Annotated in this window: 18 protein-coding genes and 1 tRNA gene; 12 read left to right on the forward strand and 7 right to left on the reverse strand. The window is 49.3% G+C overall.

The window, feature by feature from the left end; genetic code table 11:
• The first annotated feature begins 34 nt into the window (after window positions 1-34).
• A complete protein-coding gene (locus VFH06_05035; GenBank protein HET6747442.1) occupies window positions 35-1,144 on the forward strand; it encodes a helix-turn-helix domain-containing protein in 1,110 nt (369 codons plus the stop codon).
• A gap of 211 nt (window positions 1,145-1,355) precedes the next feature.
• Here VFH06_05035 and VFH06_05040 read toward each other — a convergent pair whose 3' ends face one another.
• The gene (locus tag VFH06_05040) at window positions 1,356-1,847 is read right to left on the reverse strand and encodes a hypothetical protein (GenBank protein HET6747443.1); all 492 of its coding nucleotides are present in this window, start codon (window positions 1,845-1,847) and stop codon (window positions 1,356-1,358) included.
• Between the two features lie 135 nt (window positions 1,848-1,982).
• Here VFH06_05040 and VFH06_05045 point away from each other — a divergent pair, with 135 nt between their 5' ends.
• Window positions 1,983-2,456 (forward strand): pyridoxamine 5'-phosphate oxidase family protein, encoded by a 474-nt coding sequence (locus VFH06_05045; protein HET6747444.1) that lies wholly within the window; start codon window positions 1,983-1,985, stop codon window positions 2,454-2,456.
• A 434-nt stretch (window positions 2,457-2,890) separates the two neighbouring features.
• Here the strand turns inward: VFH06_05045 and VFH06_05050 are convergent, their stop codons facing one another.
• A complete protein-coding gene (locus VFH06_05050) occupies window positions 2,891-3,043 on the reverse strand; it encodes a hypothetical protein (protein ID HET6747445.1) in 153 nt (50 codons plus the stop codon).
• Between the two features lie 24 nt (window positions 3,044-3,067).
• On the opposite strand from VFH06_05050, the gene VFH06_05055 reads away from it, so the two are divergent.
• On the forward strand, window positions 3,068-3,364 hold the full coding sequence (locus tag VFH06_05055) for a hypothetical protein (protein ID HET6747446.1): 297 nt from the start codon (window positions 3,068-3,070) through the stop codon (window positions 3,362-3,364).
• A 306-nt stretch (window positions 3,365-3,670) separates the two neighbouring features.
• On the opposite strand, the gene VFH06_05060 is transcribed toward VFH06_05055, so the two are convergent.
• Together VFH06_05060 and VFH06_05065 are read right to left on the reverse strand one after the other, a co-directional pair.
• On the reverse strand, window positions 3,671-4,498 hold the full coding sequence (locus VFH06_05060; GenBank protein HET6747447.1) for a YdcF family protein: 828 nt from the start codon (window positions 4,496-4,498) through the stop codon (window positions 3,671-3,673).
• A 129-nt stretch (window positions 4,499-4,627) separates the two neighbouring features.
• Window positions 4,628-4,702 (reverse strand) — tRNA-Glu (locus tag VFH06_05065).
• A gap of 175 nt (window positions 4,703-4,877) precedes the next feature.
• On the opposite strand from VFH06_05065, the gene VFH06_05070 reads away from it, so the two are divergent.
• Window positions 4,878-5,366 carry a LuxR C-terminal-related transcriptional regulator gene (locus VFH06_05070; protein HET6747448.1) on the forward strand — a complete coding sequence of 163 codons (489 nt, stop codon included), beginning with the start codon at window positions 4,878-4,880 and terminating at the stop codon, window positions 5,364-5,366.
• A gap of 22 nt (window positions 5,367-5,388) precedes the next feature.
• Here the strand turns inward: VFH06_05070 and VFH06_05075 are convergent, their stop codons facing one another.
• Window positions 5,389-6,240 (reverse strand): helix-turn-helix domain-containing protein, encoded by an 852-nt coding sequence (locus tag VFH06_05075; protein ID HET6747449.1) that lies wholly within the window; start codon window positions 6,238-6,240, stop codon window positions 5,389-5,391.
• A gap of 10 nt (window positions 6,241-6,250) precedes the next feature.
• On the reverse strand, window positions 6,251-7,114 hold the full coding sequence (locus VFH06_05080) for a hypothetical protein (GenBank protein ID HET6747450.1): 864 nt from the start codon (window positions 7,112-7,114) through the stop codon (window positions 6,251-6,253).
• A 244-nt stretch (window positions 7,115-7,358) separates the two neighbouring features.
• Here VFH06_05080 and VFH06_05085 point away from each other — a divergent pair, with 244 nt between their 5' ends.
• The 6 genes from VFH06_05085 to pth all read left to right on the forward strand — a co-directional run bounded on the left by VFH06_05085 (window position 7,359) and on the right by pth (window position 13,910).
• Window positions 7,359-9,452 (forward strand): ATP-binding protein, encoded by a 2,094-nt coding sequence (locus VFH06_05085; GenBank protein ID HET6747451.1) that lies wholly within the window; start codon window positions 7,359-7,361, stop codon window positions 9,450-9,452.
• Between the two features lie 45 nt (window positions 9,453-9,497).
• Window positions 9,498-10,433, forward strand: coding sequence for a response regulator (locus VFH06_05090; protein ID HET6747452.1), 936 nt, complete (start codon window positions 9,498-9,500; stop codon window positions 10,431-10,433).
• A gap of 14 nt (window positions 10,434-10,447) precedes the next feature.
• Window positions 10,448-11,137, forward strand: a complete 690-nt coding sequence (locus VFH06_05095; protein HET6747453.1) for a pseudouridine synthase — start codon at window positions 10,448-10,450, stop codon at window positions 11,135-11,137.
• 87 nt (window positions 11,138-11,224) lie between these two features.
• Window positions 11,225-11,611 carry a hypothetical protein gene (locus VFH06_05100; protein ID HET6747454.1) on the forward strand — a complete coding sequence of 129 codons (387 nt, stop codon included), beginning with the start codon at window positions 11,225-11,227 and terminating at the stop codon, window positions 11,609-11,611.
• Window positions 11,612-11,713: 102 nt separating this feature from the next.
• The gene (gene der / locus VFH06_05105) at window positions 11,714-13,072 is read left to right on the forward strand and encodes a ribosome biogenesis GTPase Der (GenBank protein ID HET6747455.1); all 1,359 of its coding nucleotides are present in this window, start codon (window positions 11,714-11,716) and stop codon (window positions 13,070-13,072) included.
• A gap of 271 nt (window positions 13,073-13,343) precedes the next feature.
• The gene (gene pth / locus VFH06_05110) at window positions 13,344-13,910 is read left to right on the forward strand and encodes an aminoacyl-tRNA hydrolase (protein HET6747456.1); all 567 of its coding nucleotides are present in this window, start codon (window positions 13,344-13,346) and stop codon (window positions 13,908-13,910) included.
• Between the two features lie 21 nt (window positions 13,911-13,931).
• Here pth and VFH06_05115 read toward each other — a convergent pair whose 3' ends face one another.
• Window positions 13,932-14,681, reverse strand: coding sequence for a ZIP family metal transporter (locus VFH06_05115; GenBank protein HET6747457.1), 750 nt, complete (start codon window positions 14,679-14,681; stop codon window positions 13,932-13,934).
• Between the two features lie 334 nt (window positions 14,682-15,015).
• Between VFH06_05115 and dprA the strand changes: the two genes are divergently transcribed.
• Together dprA and VFH06_05125 are read left to right on the forward strand one after the other, a co-directional pair.
• Entirely contained in the window at window positions 15,016-15,873 is an 858-nt protein-coding gene (gene dprA, locus VFH06_05120; GenBank protein HET6747458.1) for a DNA-processing protein DprA, read from the forward strand.
• Window positions 15,874-15,904: 31 nt separating this feature from the next.
• On the forward strand, window positions 15,905-16,402 hold the full coding sequence (locus VFH06_05125) for a hypothetical protein (protein ID HET6747459.1): 498 nt from the start codon (window positions 15,905-15,907) through the stop codon (window positions 16,400-16,402).
• Window positions 16,403-16,454: the final 52 nt, after the last annotated feature.

The raw sequence follows: 16,454 nt of genomic DNA on the forward strand, positions 1-16,454 counted from the left end.
GCAAGTTGGTTCCAAAACCCGAGAAGGAAGAATAGTGGAGCTCGTAACTTCAACCAGACTTGCCGATAAGCTGCGAATCACCGCAGACACGCTCGCCCAATGGCGAAGAGTCGGTTTTTTAGCACCCGCAGAAACCATCAACAATACAAATCACTACAAAATCACAAATGTAGACGAAATATTGCAACGAGGAGCGACAAATCTTAACCATAAGATATCCGCCAAGGATGTCTTATGGGGCAAGGTGGTGCTCTTACCCATAGGTGATGCCGCAGAGAAGCTAGGCACAAGCACTAATGCGCTTCGTCATCGCATCGAACGAGGGAGGTTTGGGGCCATCAAGCTCCTGTCGGAATGGCGTGTCCTCGAAGCAGATGTCGACCGGTTTCTCATGCAAGCTAACAATCCAGATTACATATCACGAGAAGAAGTGGCACATATTTTTGGATCGCGCCTTGATTACGTCAAGGAGCGCATCCAGAGCGGGGAGTTGCGGTGCGTTACGATTCCTGGCAAGCCGATCAGGAGGCCAGTCACCCTAGAAAGCATTCTCGCTTTACTCCAAAAACTCATCCCAAAGTGGGTAGACGCCAAAGAGTGGATCGCAGAGCGCAAAAAAGACGAGCGTCCCTTAATAGGGCTACGAGAATTCGAGCGTTTTCTTGGACTTAGTGCCAACACAGGGCAGAACGTGTTAAAAGATGGGCGGATCGCTTACCTCCAAACAGAAGGAGGTTTGATAAAGATTTCCCCCGTGTCAGCGAACCGCCTGCTTGATCGGCAAACTCCACTCAACGTAGGGCAGGTAGCCGCGATCTTCGGGGTAGACGAGGATACCGCCGCGAAAGCTTGGCAATCCGGAGATCTTGAATGCACTTTGCATCATCATAGCGACAAAAAACTCCGACAAGCGTGTGTCGTAGAAATGCTAAGGGATTGTCTCAGTCCGGGAGTCACCCAGCGAATAAAATGGTGTGAGCAACGCTTGCGTGACCCCAGCCCGCTCTTGTCTGTAGCTGAAGCAGCGGCCTTTTTCGACGTTTCGGAAAAGCAAGTTACACATTTCCTTCAAAGCGGTAAGCTGCGAGGAGTTAAGCTACCCGGCAGAACCACCGAGTGGCATATCGCGAAGGATATGCGCTAGCTCTTAAACCTCCATGCGAGCTTCTCGTGCTCGCATGGAGGTACTCTTTTTAGTCTATTGTTTTTGGATACTGACAGTATACAAAGCATTGCACAAGGAGAAAAGTTAGTTTAAAGTAATACTTCTGGCCTCTGAAATACAACAACTAAAAAAGCCCCATCAAAAAAGTGGGGCGCCCAGGAGGAGAACGAGTCATCCTCCTGGGCCTTCGTCACCCCTCGGGCGTGAGGGGGACGGCGTGGGGATTGAGCTGTCGCCAGGCGAAGCTACCGCGCAGCTCCGCGTCGGCCGTGAGGTAGAGGATGGCGAACATCGCTGTCACCAGTTCGGTCAGGCCAAGCGCGTTCACGATGTTGCGAAGCACGAGCATGGGCACGCGCGCGCCATCGTTCTTCGTGACAGTCAGCGGCTTCATGATCCCGAACGCGTAGTAGAACGCGAACGGCTTCGACAACCCGGTGTTCGTGTCGACCCCGTTGCTGAGGGTTGCAAGCATGTCTTGCACGCGAGTTTGCCGCGCCTCAGGGGTGCTACCCTCGGATACCCTTCTGGCAGTAGCCATCTTGACATCATCACTACGCACTGCGGCGATTTCAGCCTCTCCTTCGGCCAGGCGCATACGCGCTTGGTGAAGCAGTTCATCCAGTTGTTCCTGCGGAGTGTCCAGCGGAATGCTGAACCACTCCTCCGCGGTCATGGTCATTGCCGATCACTCCTAACAGAGATGCGGTTTTAACAAATTTATATTATAGATGCAAAGGCGTTTTTTGTCAATGACTTGCTCATATCTTACGAAATAGGGTGGTATTTAGCACAACAGAGGATGTAATATATAATTATGAAAGACTATCGTGCATCCGCTCAAGCTATCTTAGCTGACAACATATACGGCACAATCGCCACCACCTCCAAAGACGGCTTACCATGGGCGGCACCCCAATTTATCGCCTTTGATAACGATTTAAAAAACATATATTGGTGTGCCGCTCGTACCAGCCAGCACGGTCAAAACATTCAAGCAAATAGCAAAGCCTTTATCGTTGTGTACGATTCAAGTGTTGGTCCGGGTGAAGGCAGTGGCGTGTATCTGCAAGCAGACGCCGCTATCGTGACCGATCCGGACGAAATGAAGCGCGCTATGACCCAACTGATCGACCGCCATCAGAGCATACCCTACTTCACTCTAGAAGACGTCCAACGGCCCGATGCCACAACGGTTGTCTTCAAAGCCCATATTCGACAAGCTTGGATTAATAGCGGGCGTGAAGAGAATGGCCAGTTCGTTTTGTACCGTGAACCTGTAAAATTATAACTATTGATTGGAAAATATATGGAACAAGAATCTTCAGCCCAGCCAGCAAATTAGCACAGTCAACTGCCGGTCCCAAATACAACCTCTTGAAGTTTTGATTGGGCGCTGGATGACAAATGGCAGCACCTTTGATGAAAACGACAAGCCGCAGTTAGCTATCAATACAGTAGATATTTATGAGTGGATCCCTGGTAAGCGTTTATTGTACATACCGCTTTTGGCCTCACGGGTGAGATGAACGTCGTCATGAGCGGTTAAATCCTGCCGGTAGCTGGGAACATTCGATGGATGTTACATTATCCAAAGTGGAATGAGGTAAGCAAGAAGAAATAAGCAGAAACAGAGTAGCAGTTCCTAAAAGCACTTCCATAAATGCGTTTAGGAACTGCCAGGTGAGCACGGGCGGCATCGCCGTCGTGCTCACCTGAAGCTCTCTATCTTTCAGTTCGTCGAAGCCGCTCGTAAGCGACGGAATCTCCGACCAGTAGTCGGCCGTTGTCACCCAGACGCGTCACGTTGGTGAAGTTCGTCTTCTCGTCCGTGATGAGTTCATAGGTACGACCCACGAACTTTACTTCGCCTCCCACACCACTGATGATGCGTGGAATGCCGTGGACCGGGCTGAGAACGTATGCCCAGAACCGGCCGCACCGATCCCCGATGAAACCCAGCAGGTAGAATTCGCTCCAGCTCTCGCCACCGTCCTCACTGTAAAAGACGCAGCTCTCGCCGGGGAAGTTATCTTCGCTATCATTGAGGCGTTTTCTCCACGTGGTGACTCCCTCCGTGACCAGCAGCCGAAACTGTCCGTTTGCCTCTTGTCGATAGGCGTGAGCGTGGGGTACGTTGACCTCAGTGATCATGATGTCCTTTCAGAACTTGATTACGGCGAACTAGCTATGGTTTAATAGCCACTTCGCCGTAATCAATGAGATAGAGAGTTAAGATACTTTGGAGTTGCCTCACAAAATACTCTTATGTTATATCATTAAGTATAATTTATGTCAATCATCGCAAGGATACCGAAATAACAGAAGTAAATTACAAAATAAAGGCCGGGGGAATACTCTCTGGGACTCCTCACTTTATTACAAGATAGTAGGAGTCTTAAACCATACGCGACAAATGTGAAACACTCTACCGCCTGGTATAAAACGTATTAACCTACAGCTTATTGCGCTAAAGATTAAGGAACAGGCCGCAAATCCCCGGAACTAAGTACTTCGTTCACGACGCAATAAATCCATCTTTGTTTCAAAGATAAGTTTGGCATACTCATTTAAGATTACTCGAATACCTCGGGAGGTCGTCGTCCATCCCTCTCTAGTAAAATCGTACGACATAGAGTCAGAGGCAACTGGTACTGTTTTGATAGCCCAAGGTGTAAATTTATACCAATCCATCTCGCAACGACGCAGTGCAAACGGTGATGCAACTATAATTAATTTAGCAGGCTTAAAATCAATGTCCTCAAACAAATCAAGAGTACGCTTCACGTTATCTGGTATGGTTATAGCTTTCGGCTCTAGCAGCAATGCTGATTCTGGAACTCCTTCGTCTAAAGCTACCTTGGCCATTCGCTCAGCTTCATTTTGCGTATGGCTTGCGTAAAAAGGTCCGTGACCGCTTATAACAATCTTATCGGAAAATCCAGCTTTGTATAATTCAATAGCTTTTCGTATTCTTAAATCGTTTGGAGATCCAAAAACAAATATTGCGTCGGCATTTTCCGGCTCTTTATTTATAACAAGCTTGTCGTAGACGGCTGCGTAAAGAGGGTCTGTTTTATTGAACATGCTCGCCTCAAGCTTATCAAAGCATGCGAGCAAACGTGCGTCTAGCTCGACGAGATCTATTTGTTCGTACACACTCAACCAATCACATTCCGCCCCATATTTACGACACAATTGCTTAAAGGGTATAAAGATATCTTGATGAAGTTTCAGATAATCGTAATAAACAGCAAGTCTTTGGGATTCTTTTGCAAGAATCTCCCATAACTCACTGGCGGAGGGTAGCTCAGCATTACTTGTCCTTGGCATGATGACTTCTACTATATATAAACCTAACGGGAGTATAACACCAATTTAACAGATATAAAAAGCCAAACAAAAAAGTTCCAGCGAATATTTTCCGAAACTTCTTACCTCTGTTGAAATTGAATAATGTCATGGTGACCTCACGGGGAATCGAACCCCGATTGCAAGGATGAGAACCTTGTGTCCTAACCGTTAGACGATGAGGCCATTTACTTCGATAACTATACCAAACGATACTCATTTTGTACAGAGGTGACACATGCACTAAGGGCGGAGAAACTCTTCCAGGGGCCACCTCTTGCATCACCTTACGATATGCGGTACGATGGCGCATGCGCGGATGAGGTGGTACGACCAGAATATCAACGAGAAGGGAATCTGAATGCCTGCTAAAAAGCCCATCGATACCCCTGCACAGATCGCGACACTCACCGCTTTCGAACTGGATGTTCTCCAAGACAAAGCCTGCGGCCTCACTGATGCCGCAGTCGGCGATAAGCGAAACCATGCAAGTATCTCTACTGCCAAAAGCTGGCTACGTGATATCTTCGAAAAGCTTGGCTACTACCAGGATGATGATGTGGCTAAGGATATCGAAAACCCCGCCGCTCGAGCCGTCTGCGCGGTCCTCCGGGCAAAAAAGATCGCTGGACCCCCGGGAATGAAGGGTAAAGTTCAGGGCCTCAGCAGGGAGGAGCAAAGTGTCCTTGATTTCGTTTCACTCGGCTATTCCACGCCGCAAATCGCCAGCTACCTGTATTCCGGTGAAGAGACTGTTAAGGCACGGATTCAGAGCGCCGGCAAAAAATTGGGCGTGAAGTCTCGCGTCCAGATAGCAGCCGCCGCAATCGCTCATGGCTTAATCGAGTAGAAGCACCTCATCCGCGCTTCTACTATTTTTTAGGGAGCTGCTCTTTGAGGGATTTCATATCGTCAATTTGTATGGCCTGCGCCCATAGCATCTCAAAGAACTGCCGCTGCGCATCGGCGATTTCTTGATTATGAATCTCGATGCCAAAAACCTCACCATCCCTCCAGTTAAAATACGATGTCACATCATCATAAATAGTCGTTGAGTGGGTAATAGGAAAGACACCATCAGGAATATAACGTCCCTCCCAATTGATAAGGCGTTCGTTGGTATTGTTTTTGTACCATTCTTGCTGCGTGCGTACAAAGTTATCGCTTATAATACTTCGTGATTTCATTCCGCGCTCGTTACATACTCGCACCCATCGTTCAAAAAAACTGAGCTTGGTACGATTTTGCATGTTTTCAAAAAGGATTGAAAGATTTTCGCCCTTGCTGCGTGTCTGGTTCCAAAACATTTGTTTCAGACCATCGACGCCCTGATATGCTTGAACTTTTGTCGCTTCAGATAGGTGATTTTTGTTTGAGAGGACTTCCTGAAGATCACCAAGGCCCCTATAGAGTTCATGAAGATCCTGCTCTTTTTTTGATAGCAAAATTTGAAGATTTGAGATGGGTGCGGCCCGGAAGAGCTTGCGCTTGTACTGCGCCTCAATTTCTACTAAACCGCTTGATTGCAACTCGTCCATAAGCCGATAGATACGAGTTCGCTCCACGCCGGAGCGGCGAGCAAGCTGCGATATTGTTTGCTCGCCATATGCATAGAGTGCCAAATAGATATCGGCTATTTCCGAGGAAAGACCAAGTTTAAAGAAGTACGCCCTGATGGCTTGCGTATCACCCAACATTTCTTCATTTATATCACTTATTGTCACGTTTTGCAAGTTACCTCAACTGCATATCCGGGTTACGCATAAAGGCTATGTCCTGCGCTCGTAACTGCTCCCAACTTTCGATTTTTCCTTCGCGAAGCTGTTCGGCTACAAAATTGGTGTAGCGCGTCACCTGAGTACGATGGGTTGCCAGCGCACCCTCGGCTTCAGGTAGTAGGTAGCGATAATTTTCAACGAAGGGAGCTTGTTTTTCGTAAAATTGCGGAAAACCTGCCATGTCGGGCGTTTCGCCTGCGTTCGATCCTTGCCGCTGTGCGTACAATTGGTGACCAAGATAGGGCCCATAGGGCTTATATAACGCTCCGAGATCAGCCGACGCTACGCTTTTGGCAAATAATTCTTCTTCCTTAGAGTCGTACTCAAGCTGCTGCGCCATTTGACCGATAATCTTACCTTTTATAGGTCCATCGGCGTCAAAAAGCGGCTCGGTTCCTAAAATAGCTTTAGCGCCCATCTTAGCCACTACACGGTCAAACAATCCTGCCTCAACAATCCTTTGTTCGATCCACGCTGCACTGTCCCGCTCATCGGCCCCTCGGCCCCAGAGCTGCCGGACATCATGAGCATCACCAGTTGCACGCGCCAGCTCTTGCAGGGAAGGGGAGAGATCAACCGCACCCGCCACCCGAGCTCCGCCTTCGCCTACTATGTAGTTATGGAAAGAGTTATTAAAGCCGAGCTTCTGTTCGCTTCCTCCGCTATAGTCAAATCCTTCTATCATGTCGCCACGATAAATCGGAAAACCGCTACAATACCGTTCTTTTGATACTTCTAAAGCGCGACTACCAATCTTACGCAGGGCCTTTATTTGTTTCTGGTCAAATTCAAAAAGACTGGACGCCAGACGTTCGCTCATAGTTTTACCTCAATTATTTATTACTTATAGGACACCCCCGAGCATACCTAAGGAAAATCCATCTCAAAACTTGTTGTGCAAACTCCACACATTTTCAAAAATAAGAATACACCCGTGGTCGCCTTGCACTTCCTTCTTATGCTTGGCATAATAGGCGTAGGAAGATCACACTCGTAAATAGGGGGCATTTATCAAACCATTACCGCTCACACGCTTCTGGCATCGCCGTATCTGCGAGGCGATCATGCTTGTTTCGCTGATCGTATTGACGCTCTATTTCTGGGCATATTTTGCCGATGTTAAAAGCATCGGCTCATCGCTACTCGTACCCGATCTGGCGGCCATTACTGCCGGCATCGCCTTTGCGGTTGGGTTCGTTTCGTACTTATGGGCACCAAAAAAGCTCATCGCACTTGGAGTAGGAAGCGCCTATGCGCTCCTTTGCCTCACCACCACCTTGCTGGTCTTCACAACCGGCGGTACTTCTTCGCCATTCATTGCCTTATGGATGGTGGTTGCCGTATTTGCCGGTGTTTTTGGCTGGTATGCGCTCTTGCCGTTGTTTCTCGCTACGCTTGGGTATATGGGCTGGCTCAGTTTTGAAGCAACCCTCACAAGGGAAATGATCGTTACGATAGTGCTCGCCGGCGAACTTCCGCTTGTCGCGAGTTATCTGATGTGGCACAAAAAAGATCAAGAAGTAGCAGAAGGGGAAAACACCACAGGAAAGGCCTACAAGGAGCTCGCCGCCGAATACAGCCAAGTATCCGGAAAATCGGATGTGGTTATTAGCGCCATCGCCGATGGTGTCATTGCTCTCGACAGCAAAGGCACTATTCAGCTCATCAACCCCGCGGCAGAACAAATCGTCGGTTGGACTAGGCAGGACGCGCTCTCGCTTGATTACAAATCGGTTTTAAAGCTCATCGATACTAAAGATGCCGAACTCACTCCCGCCAACGATCCCATTTCCCAAGCCATAGCCACCAACAAAGAAGTTGAAACAGACAAACTTAGTCTGCTTACAAAATCGGGTAAAAAACTTCTCGTTTCTATTACCGTTTCTCCTACCGGCCAGCCAGGATCCGGAGTTATTGTTGTATTCCGAGACATCACCAAAGCCAAGGCCGAAGAAAGGGAGCAAGCGGAATTTATCAGCACTGCCAGCCACGAAATGCGCACGCCTGTCGCCTCGATAGAAGGATACCTTGGTTTAGCGCTCAACCCCAATACTTCTCAAATCGACGACAAAGCCAGGGAATATATAGGTAAAGCGCACGAATCCGCTCAACACCTTGGACGTCTCTTCCAAGATCTTCTGGATGTCTCGAAGGCTGAAGACGGTCGTCTGGCCAATAACCCCAAGGTTGTTGATGTGGTCGATTTCATGCACGATATTATAGAGGGGTTACGGCCAAAAGCCGAGCAAAAAGGCCTCCGGATGATCTATAAACCCATGCCTGAGGCGAGCGATGAAAGCACCCAGGGCGAGCGTCGCCTCAACCCCGTATATTACGCCAACGTCGACAATGATCATCTGCGCGAAGTACTCAATAACTTGGTTGAAAATGCCATTAAATACACGCCCAAAGGAGATATTACCGTTGATATCGGCGGTGATGAATCGGGCGAACATATCGTTATTTCTGTTGCCGACAGTGGAATCGGCATTCCAAAAGAAGATATGGCACACCTCTTTCAGAAATTTTATAGGGTAGACAACAGCCAAACCCGTGAGATAGGAGGGACCGGGTTAGGACTCTATCTGTCTCGTCGTCTTGTTGAGGCCATGAATGGTCGAATCTGGGTAGAAAGTGAGTTTCAGAGAGGGAGCACTTTCTATGTTGAGATTCCAAGGATCAGTCATGAAGAGGCAACGCGCATAATCGAGGCTGCCGATATCGCAAAAGAACAAGCTCCACCTCAAATTATTCCCGATCCGACGTACGCAGCATCGGCAATTCCAGCTCCTGTGCCAAACGTTGCCTCGCCTACGCCCGTCACGACGCCGCCACCTTCCGGCGCACCAGCTCCTATCGCACCTCCTCAAGTCCAGCAAATGGAGCCAACCGTTATGTCCGAAACGGCCTACGTCAGTCCTCCGGCAGAATCGATTGCCGAGCAGCTTCATGGCGCTATTCAATCTGTTACACCTCCTCCGGTGACTGCGCCAGCACCTCCAAGTAGCCAACCTCGCCCTATGCCAACCGCTCAAGCACCTTATACCGTACCTCGTGTTAATACACCCATTACGAGCATCGAGCAGGACCCCGCACGTTACCTTCGCCCCCAGCAAGCTGGCGTTGTCGTTCCTCCTCGTAACCAAAATCAACCATAAGCGCTATAGCATTTTTAAGATTCACTTAGTACAATAGAGGGTAATATGACCAAAATACTACTGGTAGAAGACGATAAAAGTCTACGCGAAATCTATGGCGTACGGCTTTTGGCCGAAGGCTACGATATTGTCTCAGCGGGTGATGGAGAAGAAGCGCTTGCAATGGCAATAAAAGAGCGCCCTGAACTTATTATCAGTGATGTCATGATGCCTAAAATCAGCGGCTTTGACATGCTTGATATTTTGCGCTCAACAACTGAAACAAAAGATATTCACGTTATCATGATGACCGCACTTTCAAGCGAAGATCAACGCGCTCGCGGCCAGGCGCTTGGTGCCGATAAGTACCTTGTCAAATCGCAGGTAGGAATCGAGGATGTCGTTCGCACCGTTCATGAAGTCCTAAAAGACGCCCCTGTTGCCGGTGCCAGTCCCGCTCAAGCATTCGGTGGTCCTGCACCAAGCAGCGTGCCACGTCCGGCTCCTTCGGTTGCTCCTCGCCCCACAACAACCCCTGCGCCTACAGCACCGTCGTTCACGCCTCCTCCGGCGCCAAGTCAGCCCAGTTCACCACTTCCGCAGCCAACTGCACCATTTTCAACCGCGCGACCTTCCGGACTTGGAGAGCGAGTTATTCATCCGATTGGCTCGTCAACTCCACCAAGTGATCTCGCAAGTCGTATGGACCAAGAACTACAGGGCGCTACGAATCCTTCACCGGTGTCTGAACCAGTAGCTCCGGTGGCACCCTCTGTACCATCTACCCCTCAGGCTCCGGCGCCCGCACTAGCTTCACCCGCATCAGCAGTCCCACCAACCACACCAACACCATTAGCTCCTTCACCTTCAGTCCCTTCAGCACCCCAGGCATCGATCATACCCGACGGGCAAGCCTCCGGTGTTCAATTCGAAGAAATACCTCGTCCGCCGGTACCCCCTGCGCCAGGCAGCTCAACAACGCCACCCACACCTCAGGCATGATATAATTCATCCTGATGACAGAACCTCCCCTCGAACGACTCAACAAACACCTCGCACTTCAGCTTGGTGTTTCTCGTCGTGAAGCTGATGACCTAATAGAGAAGGGGAAGATACGAATAAACGACTCTGTCGCGATTTTAGGTGCCCGTTTTAAACAAGGTGATGCTATTTTTGTTAATGGCAAGCCTTTGCAATCAGAAGCATCCTATCGCTACATACTGTTTCATAAACCCATAGGATACGTTTGTTCACGCCGCGCTCAAGGGGAAAATCCTACGATCTACTCGCTTCTTCCACGGGAGCTAGCTGCTCTCAAGCCGGTTGGAAGGCTCGATAAAGACAGTTCTGGGCTTATCCTTTTAACAAACGATGGGGATTTTGCCTACCAAATGACTCACCCCAAGTTCCATAAAACAAAGGTCTATGAGGTATCTCTTGATCATATGCTTGAGCCGCTTCACCAGCAGATGATAAGTGACTTTGGTGTACAGCTCGAAGACGGCACTAGCCAACTTCAGCTCGAGCGACTCGATGAGACACGAAAAAGCTGGCGTGTCACTATGCACGAAGGCCGTAACCGCCAGATCCGTCGAACCTTCGCCGTGCTTGGCTATACTGTTGTGAAGCTTCATAGAACTCACTTTGGGTCGTATGTCCTTGCCAATCTCCCGCCAGGTGAGTACGCTACCTTCTCTCTCAAATAATTCGAATACCTCAAGATTGACTTTCTCTTAAGATACAAATATGATAATTTAGTCCACTTTCAGTTTGATTTAGAAGAGGAGAGTCTTTTGACTCGTCGAATCATTCTCTGGGTACTCGGAGCCCTGGTTGGCGTATTCGTGCTCACAGCCTGTGGTTCCGGCTCGAATCTGCCGGTCAACGTGAACATCAACGAAACCGGCGTCAATGTGTCGGCCGATCCGTCGATGATCACCAGCGAGGTACTTCACAACGGCCTGGTCGCCCAAGGCTTCAAGGCGAACGGCGACAAGACCGAGTACACCAAGGGTGACGTGGTTATCCAGGTGGCAGGCGGGAAGCCGACGGGTGTCAAGTACAAGGGCCAGGCCCTGGACGGCTGCAAGCCCACCGGGCAGTCAGTGCTCTTTGGCGCTGCGACCGGGCTGCTCGACGGCACCCAAGAGGATATCCTCCACCGCTTCTGCGGAAACTAGCACCAGTGGACCCCGCCGATGTTTTGTCGGCGGGTGTTCCTTTTACCATATACCGCTCATGCTCGCAAAATTCTTTTACCTCTGTTATAATTAGCGCTAAGTATGGCCTCAAAACTCCCTACAGTGGCGATCATCGGTCAAGCGAACGTTGGTAAAAGTTCGCTTTTTAATCGTATGGTAAGGGCCCAGCAGGCGATTGTCGCCCGCGAAGCAGGGACAACCCGCGATAACGTCCTCGGCCGCGTGGAGTACAATTACCACCAATTCTGGCTGGTCGATACCGCCGGTCTTAAAGATCCGAATGATGAATTTGAGGCATCTATTCAAGAACAAATTACAGAGGCGGCAGAAGCAGCAGATGTCATTCTTGTGGTCGTCGATAGTACTCAATATGTCAGTGATCAGGACCGGCTTGTTGCCAAAAAAGCCCTTAAGAGCAAAAAACCAGTCATCCTTATTACCAACAAGGCCGATCTTAGAACCGGCGTACCAGCCGATGAATTCAAGCGTCTTGGCATCAAATCTATCATTCGTACCAGTGCCGAGCACAATAGCGGCATCACCGATGCGCTCGATGAGATTATCGCGCATATCCCTGCTAAAAGTGAGGATACGCCTGATGAAGTTCTGCGGATTGCCCTTATCGGTCGACCAAATGTGGGCAAGTCCAACCTCTTTAATACGCTTGCAGGCAAACAGCAAGCGCTAGTGGCCAATATCGCCGGTACTACTCGAGATATCAATCGTGTCAGCATCCGGTACAATCAGCGCGAGGTAGAACTCCTCGACACGGCAGGTATTCGTAAGCCGGGCAAACAAGAGGTAGGTATTGAGAAGTTCAGTGTTCTTCGCACACTTCAAGCTATCGAGGAGGCCGACGTCTGCTTCCTCCTCATGGACGTCAACGAGTTGAATACGCAGCTCGACCAAAAACTTGCCGGCATCATCGACGAAGCAGGCAAGGGAATGGTAATTGTCGTCAGCAAATGGGATAGCGTTGAAGGAAAAGACGCCTTCACCCGAGATGCTCTCGCGCCGCGTATCGCCCACACCTTCAACTTTACTCCTTGGGCACCTCTTATTTTTACAAGTAGCGTAACAGGACAGAATGTCACAAAACTATTTGATCTCGCCCTCGATATTGACGCACGTCGCAAACAGCCTACCAAAACACGTGTTCTTAATGATTTGCTCCAGAGCGCGATCCAAAAACATCCACCAGCCGGCCTTAAAAACACCCACCCAAAACTCCGGTACATGGTACAAACTGATACAACACCGCCTTGGTTCGTTATTTATGGTTCCAATCTTAAATTCGTGCATTGGAGCTACAAACGCTACCTCGAACGACTCATTCGTGAAACCTACAGTTATATAGGCACCCCAATCAAGCTTTCTTTCCGAGATGAAAAACAAATCAAAGCCAACCGCGAAAAGGCGGCCAAGGACCTAAAAAAATAATCCGCTTTTACTAGGCGCTCAAGCTGGTGACGACTTTTCGCGTATAGTCGTCACCAGCGAGCACCTGGAAAAGCGGATTCAGCAGTGAGCCACTTGTCGTGGTCGTGGAACTTGCCTCCGATCGACATTGATTTTCCGGCACAACGCGCGCAGGCTGTCCGTCACTTTACGACGCGTCATCCTACTGTGGGGCTGCTCGTCATTCCACATGGAATCACCTTTCTACTCAAACACTATTATAAAATAAAAGGATTCATTATACAATAAGACCATGAAACTTATCTTTGCACAAGGAAACCCAGGCGCTACCTACGATAACACCCGTCACAACATCGGCTTCGCCGTTCTGGATTCAATTACCAGCACCCTTCAGCTCTCATTTACCGAAAAAACAAAGTTCCAGGCGCTTTTCACCGAAACAACTATTGACGGCGAAAAGATTATCTTTGCCAAACCTACCACGTTTTACAACGAGACAGGCATAGCTGCGCGCACCATCGCCGATTTCTACAAGCTCGATACCGCCAAAGACATCTTGGTAGTCCATGATGAACTCGCCCTACCATTCGGCACCATCAAAACAAGACAGGAGGGCAGCGATGCCGGCAATAACGGTATCAAATCACTCAATCAGCACCTTGGCCCTCGATATGCACGCATCCGTATCGGCATTTACAATCCGCTGCGTGATCAAATAAACGATGCTGATTTTGTCCTTGGAAAGTTCACGAGTGAAGAGGCAAAGGCCCTACCGCTTATCGTTAATCAGACCAACATCTACATCGACCGGTTCATAGCAGGAGAGCTCGCTCCAACTCGCACCAGCATTGTCCTCTAAGAATGCAAAAACATTTTTGCGCTATACACCAAGCAACGTTATAACCGTACCCACGAGCACCACCCCAATAAGCAACATAACCGCCTGAATCGTTCCGATACGACGAGGTTGCTCATGAATGTCCGGAATAATATCACTGGCAGCAACATACAGAAAGAAGCCCGAAGTGAGAGCAAGCAGCACCGGCACAAAATCATGAGAATCTTTAGCAAAAACATACACTAATATCGCTGCGATAACGGTGGCTATTGCTGTCGCTAAGTTGGCTATAATGACCGTCTTTCCTCTCCAGCCGCGCGAAAGCAAGAAAGCAAATGTTCCTAACTCTTTAGGAATTTCGTGAGTCGCCACGGCAAAGGTAGTTATGATACCCGTAGGAACACTGACAAGAAACGCAGCGCCTATTGCCAATCCGTCGATCGCGTTGTGTGTCATGTCGCCAACAACGACAAGCCATCGCTGGGACTTCTTATTGCCGGGCATCTCTTCGTGCTGATGGTGATGATGAAACCAGCCAGCCAGCCGCTCAAACAAGAAAAACAACACAAATCCTACCAAACAAAAGAGGAGCATCTGCTTCGGGTCCGCTTGTTCAAACGCTTCGGGGAGAAGATCAAAAAAAGCTGCCGCAAGCAAAGCGCCTGCGCCAAATGGCATCGTCATTAAAAGCGCTGCCTGACGGCGCTTTTTAACTCGAAGTAACACTATACCGCCTATAAGTGAGATGAGGCTGCCTAAAATAACAGCAATAGTTATATAAAGAATCGTCATAATTGCTTCTTATCATATCAGTTTTTCAAACAACAAAAAAGCACCAGGTAAGGGTGGGCATCACCTGGTGCCATTTTGCCCTTTAACGCACCCCTGAGGGTATAGCGTGACCCACCTCACACATATGGAGGTCCGCTTGTTAAAGGGATTAGTATGCGCGCAATGCTTTAACGCTAAAAAGTGGAGGGTAGAATACTTAATAACGCATTGCGCACAACCTAACATAAGTTAGAATAGGGGGTATAAGGTGCGTTTGACCAAGACGTGCTTAATCAATCGTGTTCCATAATAGCACGTATTTGACTTTGCGTCAATACCTTTTGTCATATTTCTCATGAAAATCAATAGAATTTTTCCAGATAAGCATAAGTACTTACAGATTACAGATTGTATTGCTAAAAAACCAAAAACATTATACTATCGCGGGACTTTGCCTGAAACTCGTCTCCCTAGCGTCGCTATCGTAGGGACACGCAAACCAAGCGCGTATGGCAAAGAGATAGCTCATCGGCTCAGTACAGAACTTGCGAAAGAGGGAATTGTCATCATTAGCGGACTAGCGCTAGGAATAGACGGTATTGCCCACCGCGCTTGCCTTCAAACCGGAGGTAAGACTATTGCCGTACTAGGGAATAGCGTCGATCATATTTATCCGCGCAACCATCTCGGGCTGGCCGAGCAAATAATAGAGCAGGGAGGAGCAGTTTTAAGCGAGTATGAGCCTCCCACCGAAGCGCGAAATTATCACTTTTTAGAGCGCAACCGCATTGTAAGCGGGCTGGCGGATATAGTGGTGATCGTAGAAGCTGCCGCCAGAAGCGGCACGCTCAACACTGCCAGCCATGCAATAGAACAGGGGAAGCACCTTTTTGCTGTGCCTGGCAATATAACGAGCCCTCTTTCATCCGGATGTAATGCCCTGATTCGTCAAGGCGCTCAGCCTCTTTTGTCTCCTCGCGATATCCTCGATATACTTCTGCCTCAAAAAACTGCCCGGCAAGGGGCACTCCCACTTACTTCATCCCCCCTTGAAGCCAAAATCATTACATTAATCGAGCAGGGCATCCGAGACGGCGATGAAATTCAGCAGCAGCTTGGTGTTTCAGCTCAAGAATTCAGTCAAACACTTACACTCATGGAAATTACGGGTATCATTCGGGGCCTAGGCGCCAATCAATGGACGCTCAATTGACAAATTAATAAGGATACTTATTAATACTATTATGGGTACTTCCAAGAGGAACGTCCTGATGGTGTGCGTTGCCGCCATCACCACCCTGGTCGTCACCGCATGCGGTGGTAACCCCCAACCCGCACCGCCCATTCCGTCCACCGTACAGGCAATTTCTCAGGAGCCTGTACCGAGCAAGGGGGAGCGCGTCGTGAGCTTTGCTGTTCCCAGCGAAGCTTCGGGCGCGCTACTCCAGGAGTACTCGATCGTTGTCGGGGCGAGCACACTGGTCTGCACCACGCAGTCGCCTCTGGAGCTGTCTCTCACCGAACCCACCAAGGGTTACAGCGGTGAGATCACCGTCCAGAAGTTCAATAACGGGCTGGTCCGAATCAACTGGGATTCCACGGCTGTGCGCTCCATCATCGTGAACAAACAGCGGTGGGCGCCGATCGATACGAGTAGCGCTCCGCCGCTCGCCACCAACCTTCGCCCCAACGACTGGGGAGGAGAGATCACCAGCATCACAGGCTGTAATTGGGGTATGTAACCAGTGGAAAACCCTGTGGCCGTTCTTCGGGGTACACCTGAAGAACGGCCAC

Source organism: Candidatus Saccharimonadales bacterium (assembly GCA_035697325.1).
Classification (GTDB): Bacteria; Patescibacteriota; Saccharimonadia; order Saccharimonadales; family Saccharimonadaceae; genus JALRBM01.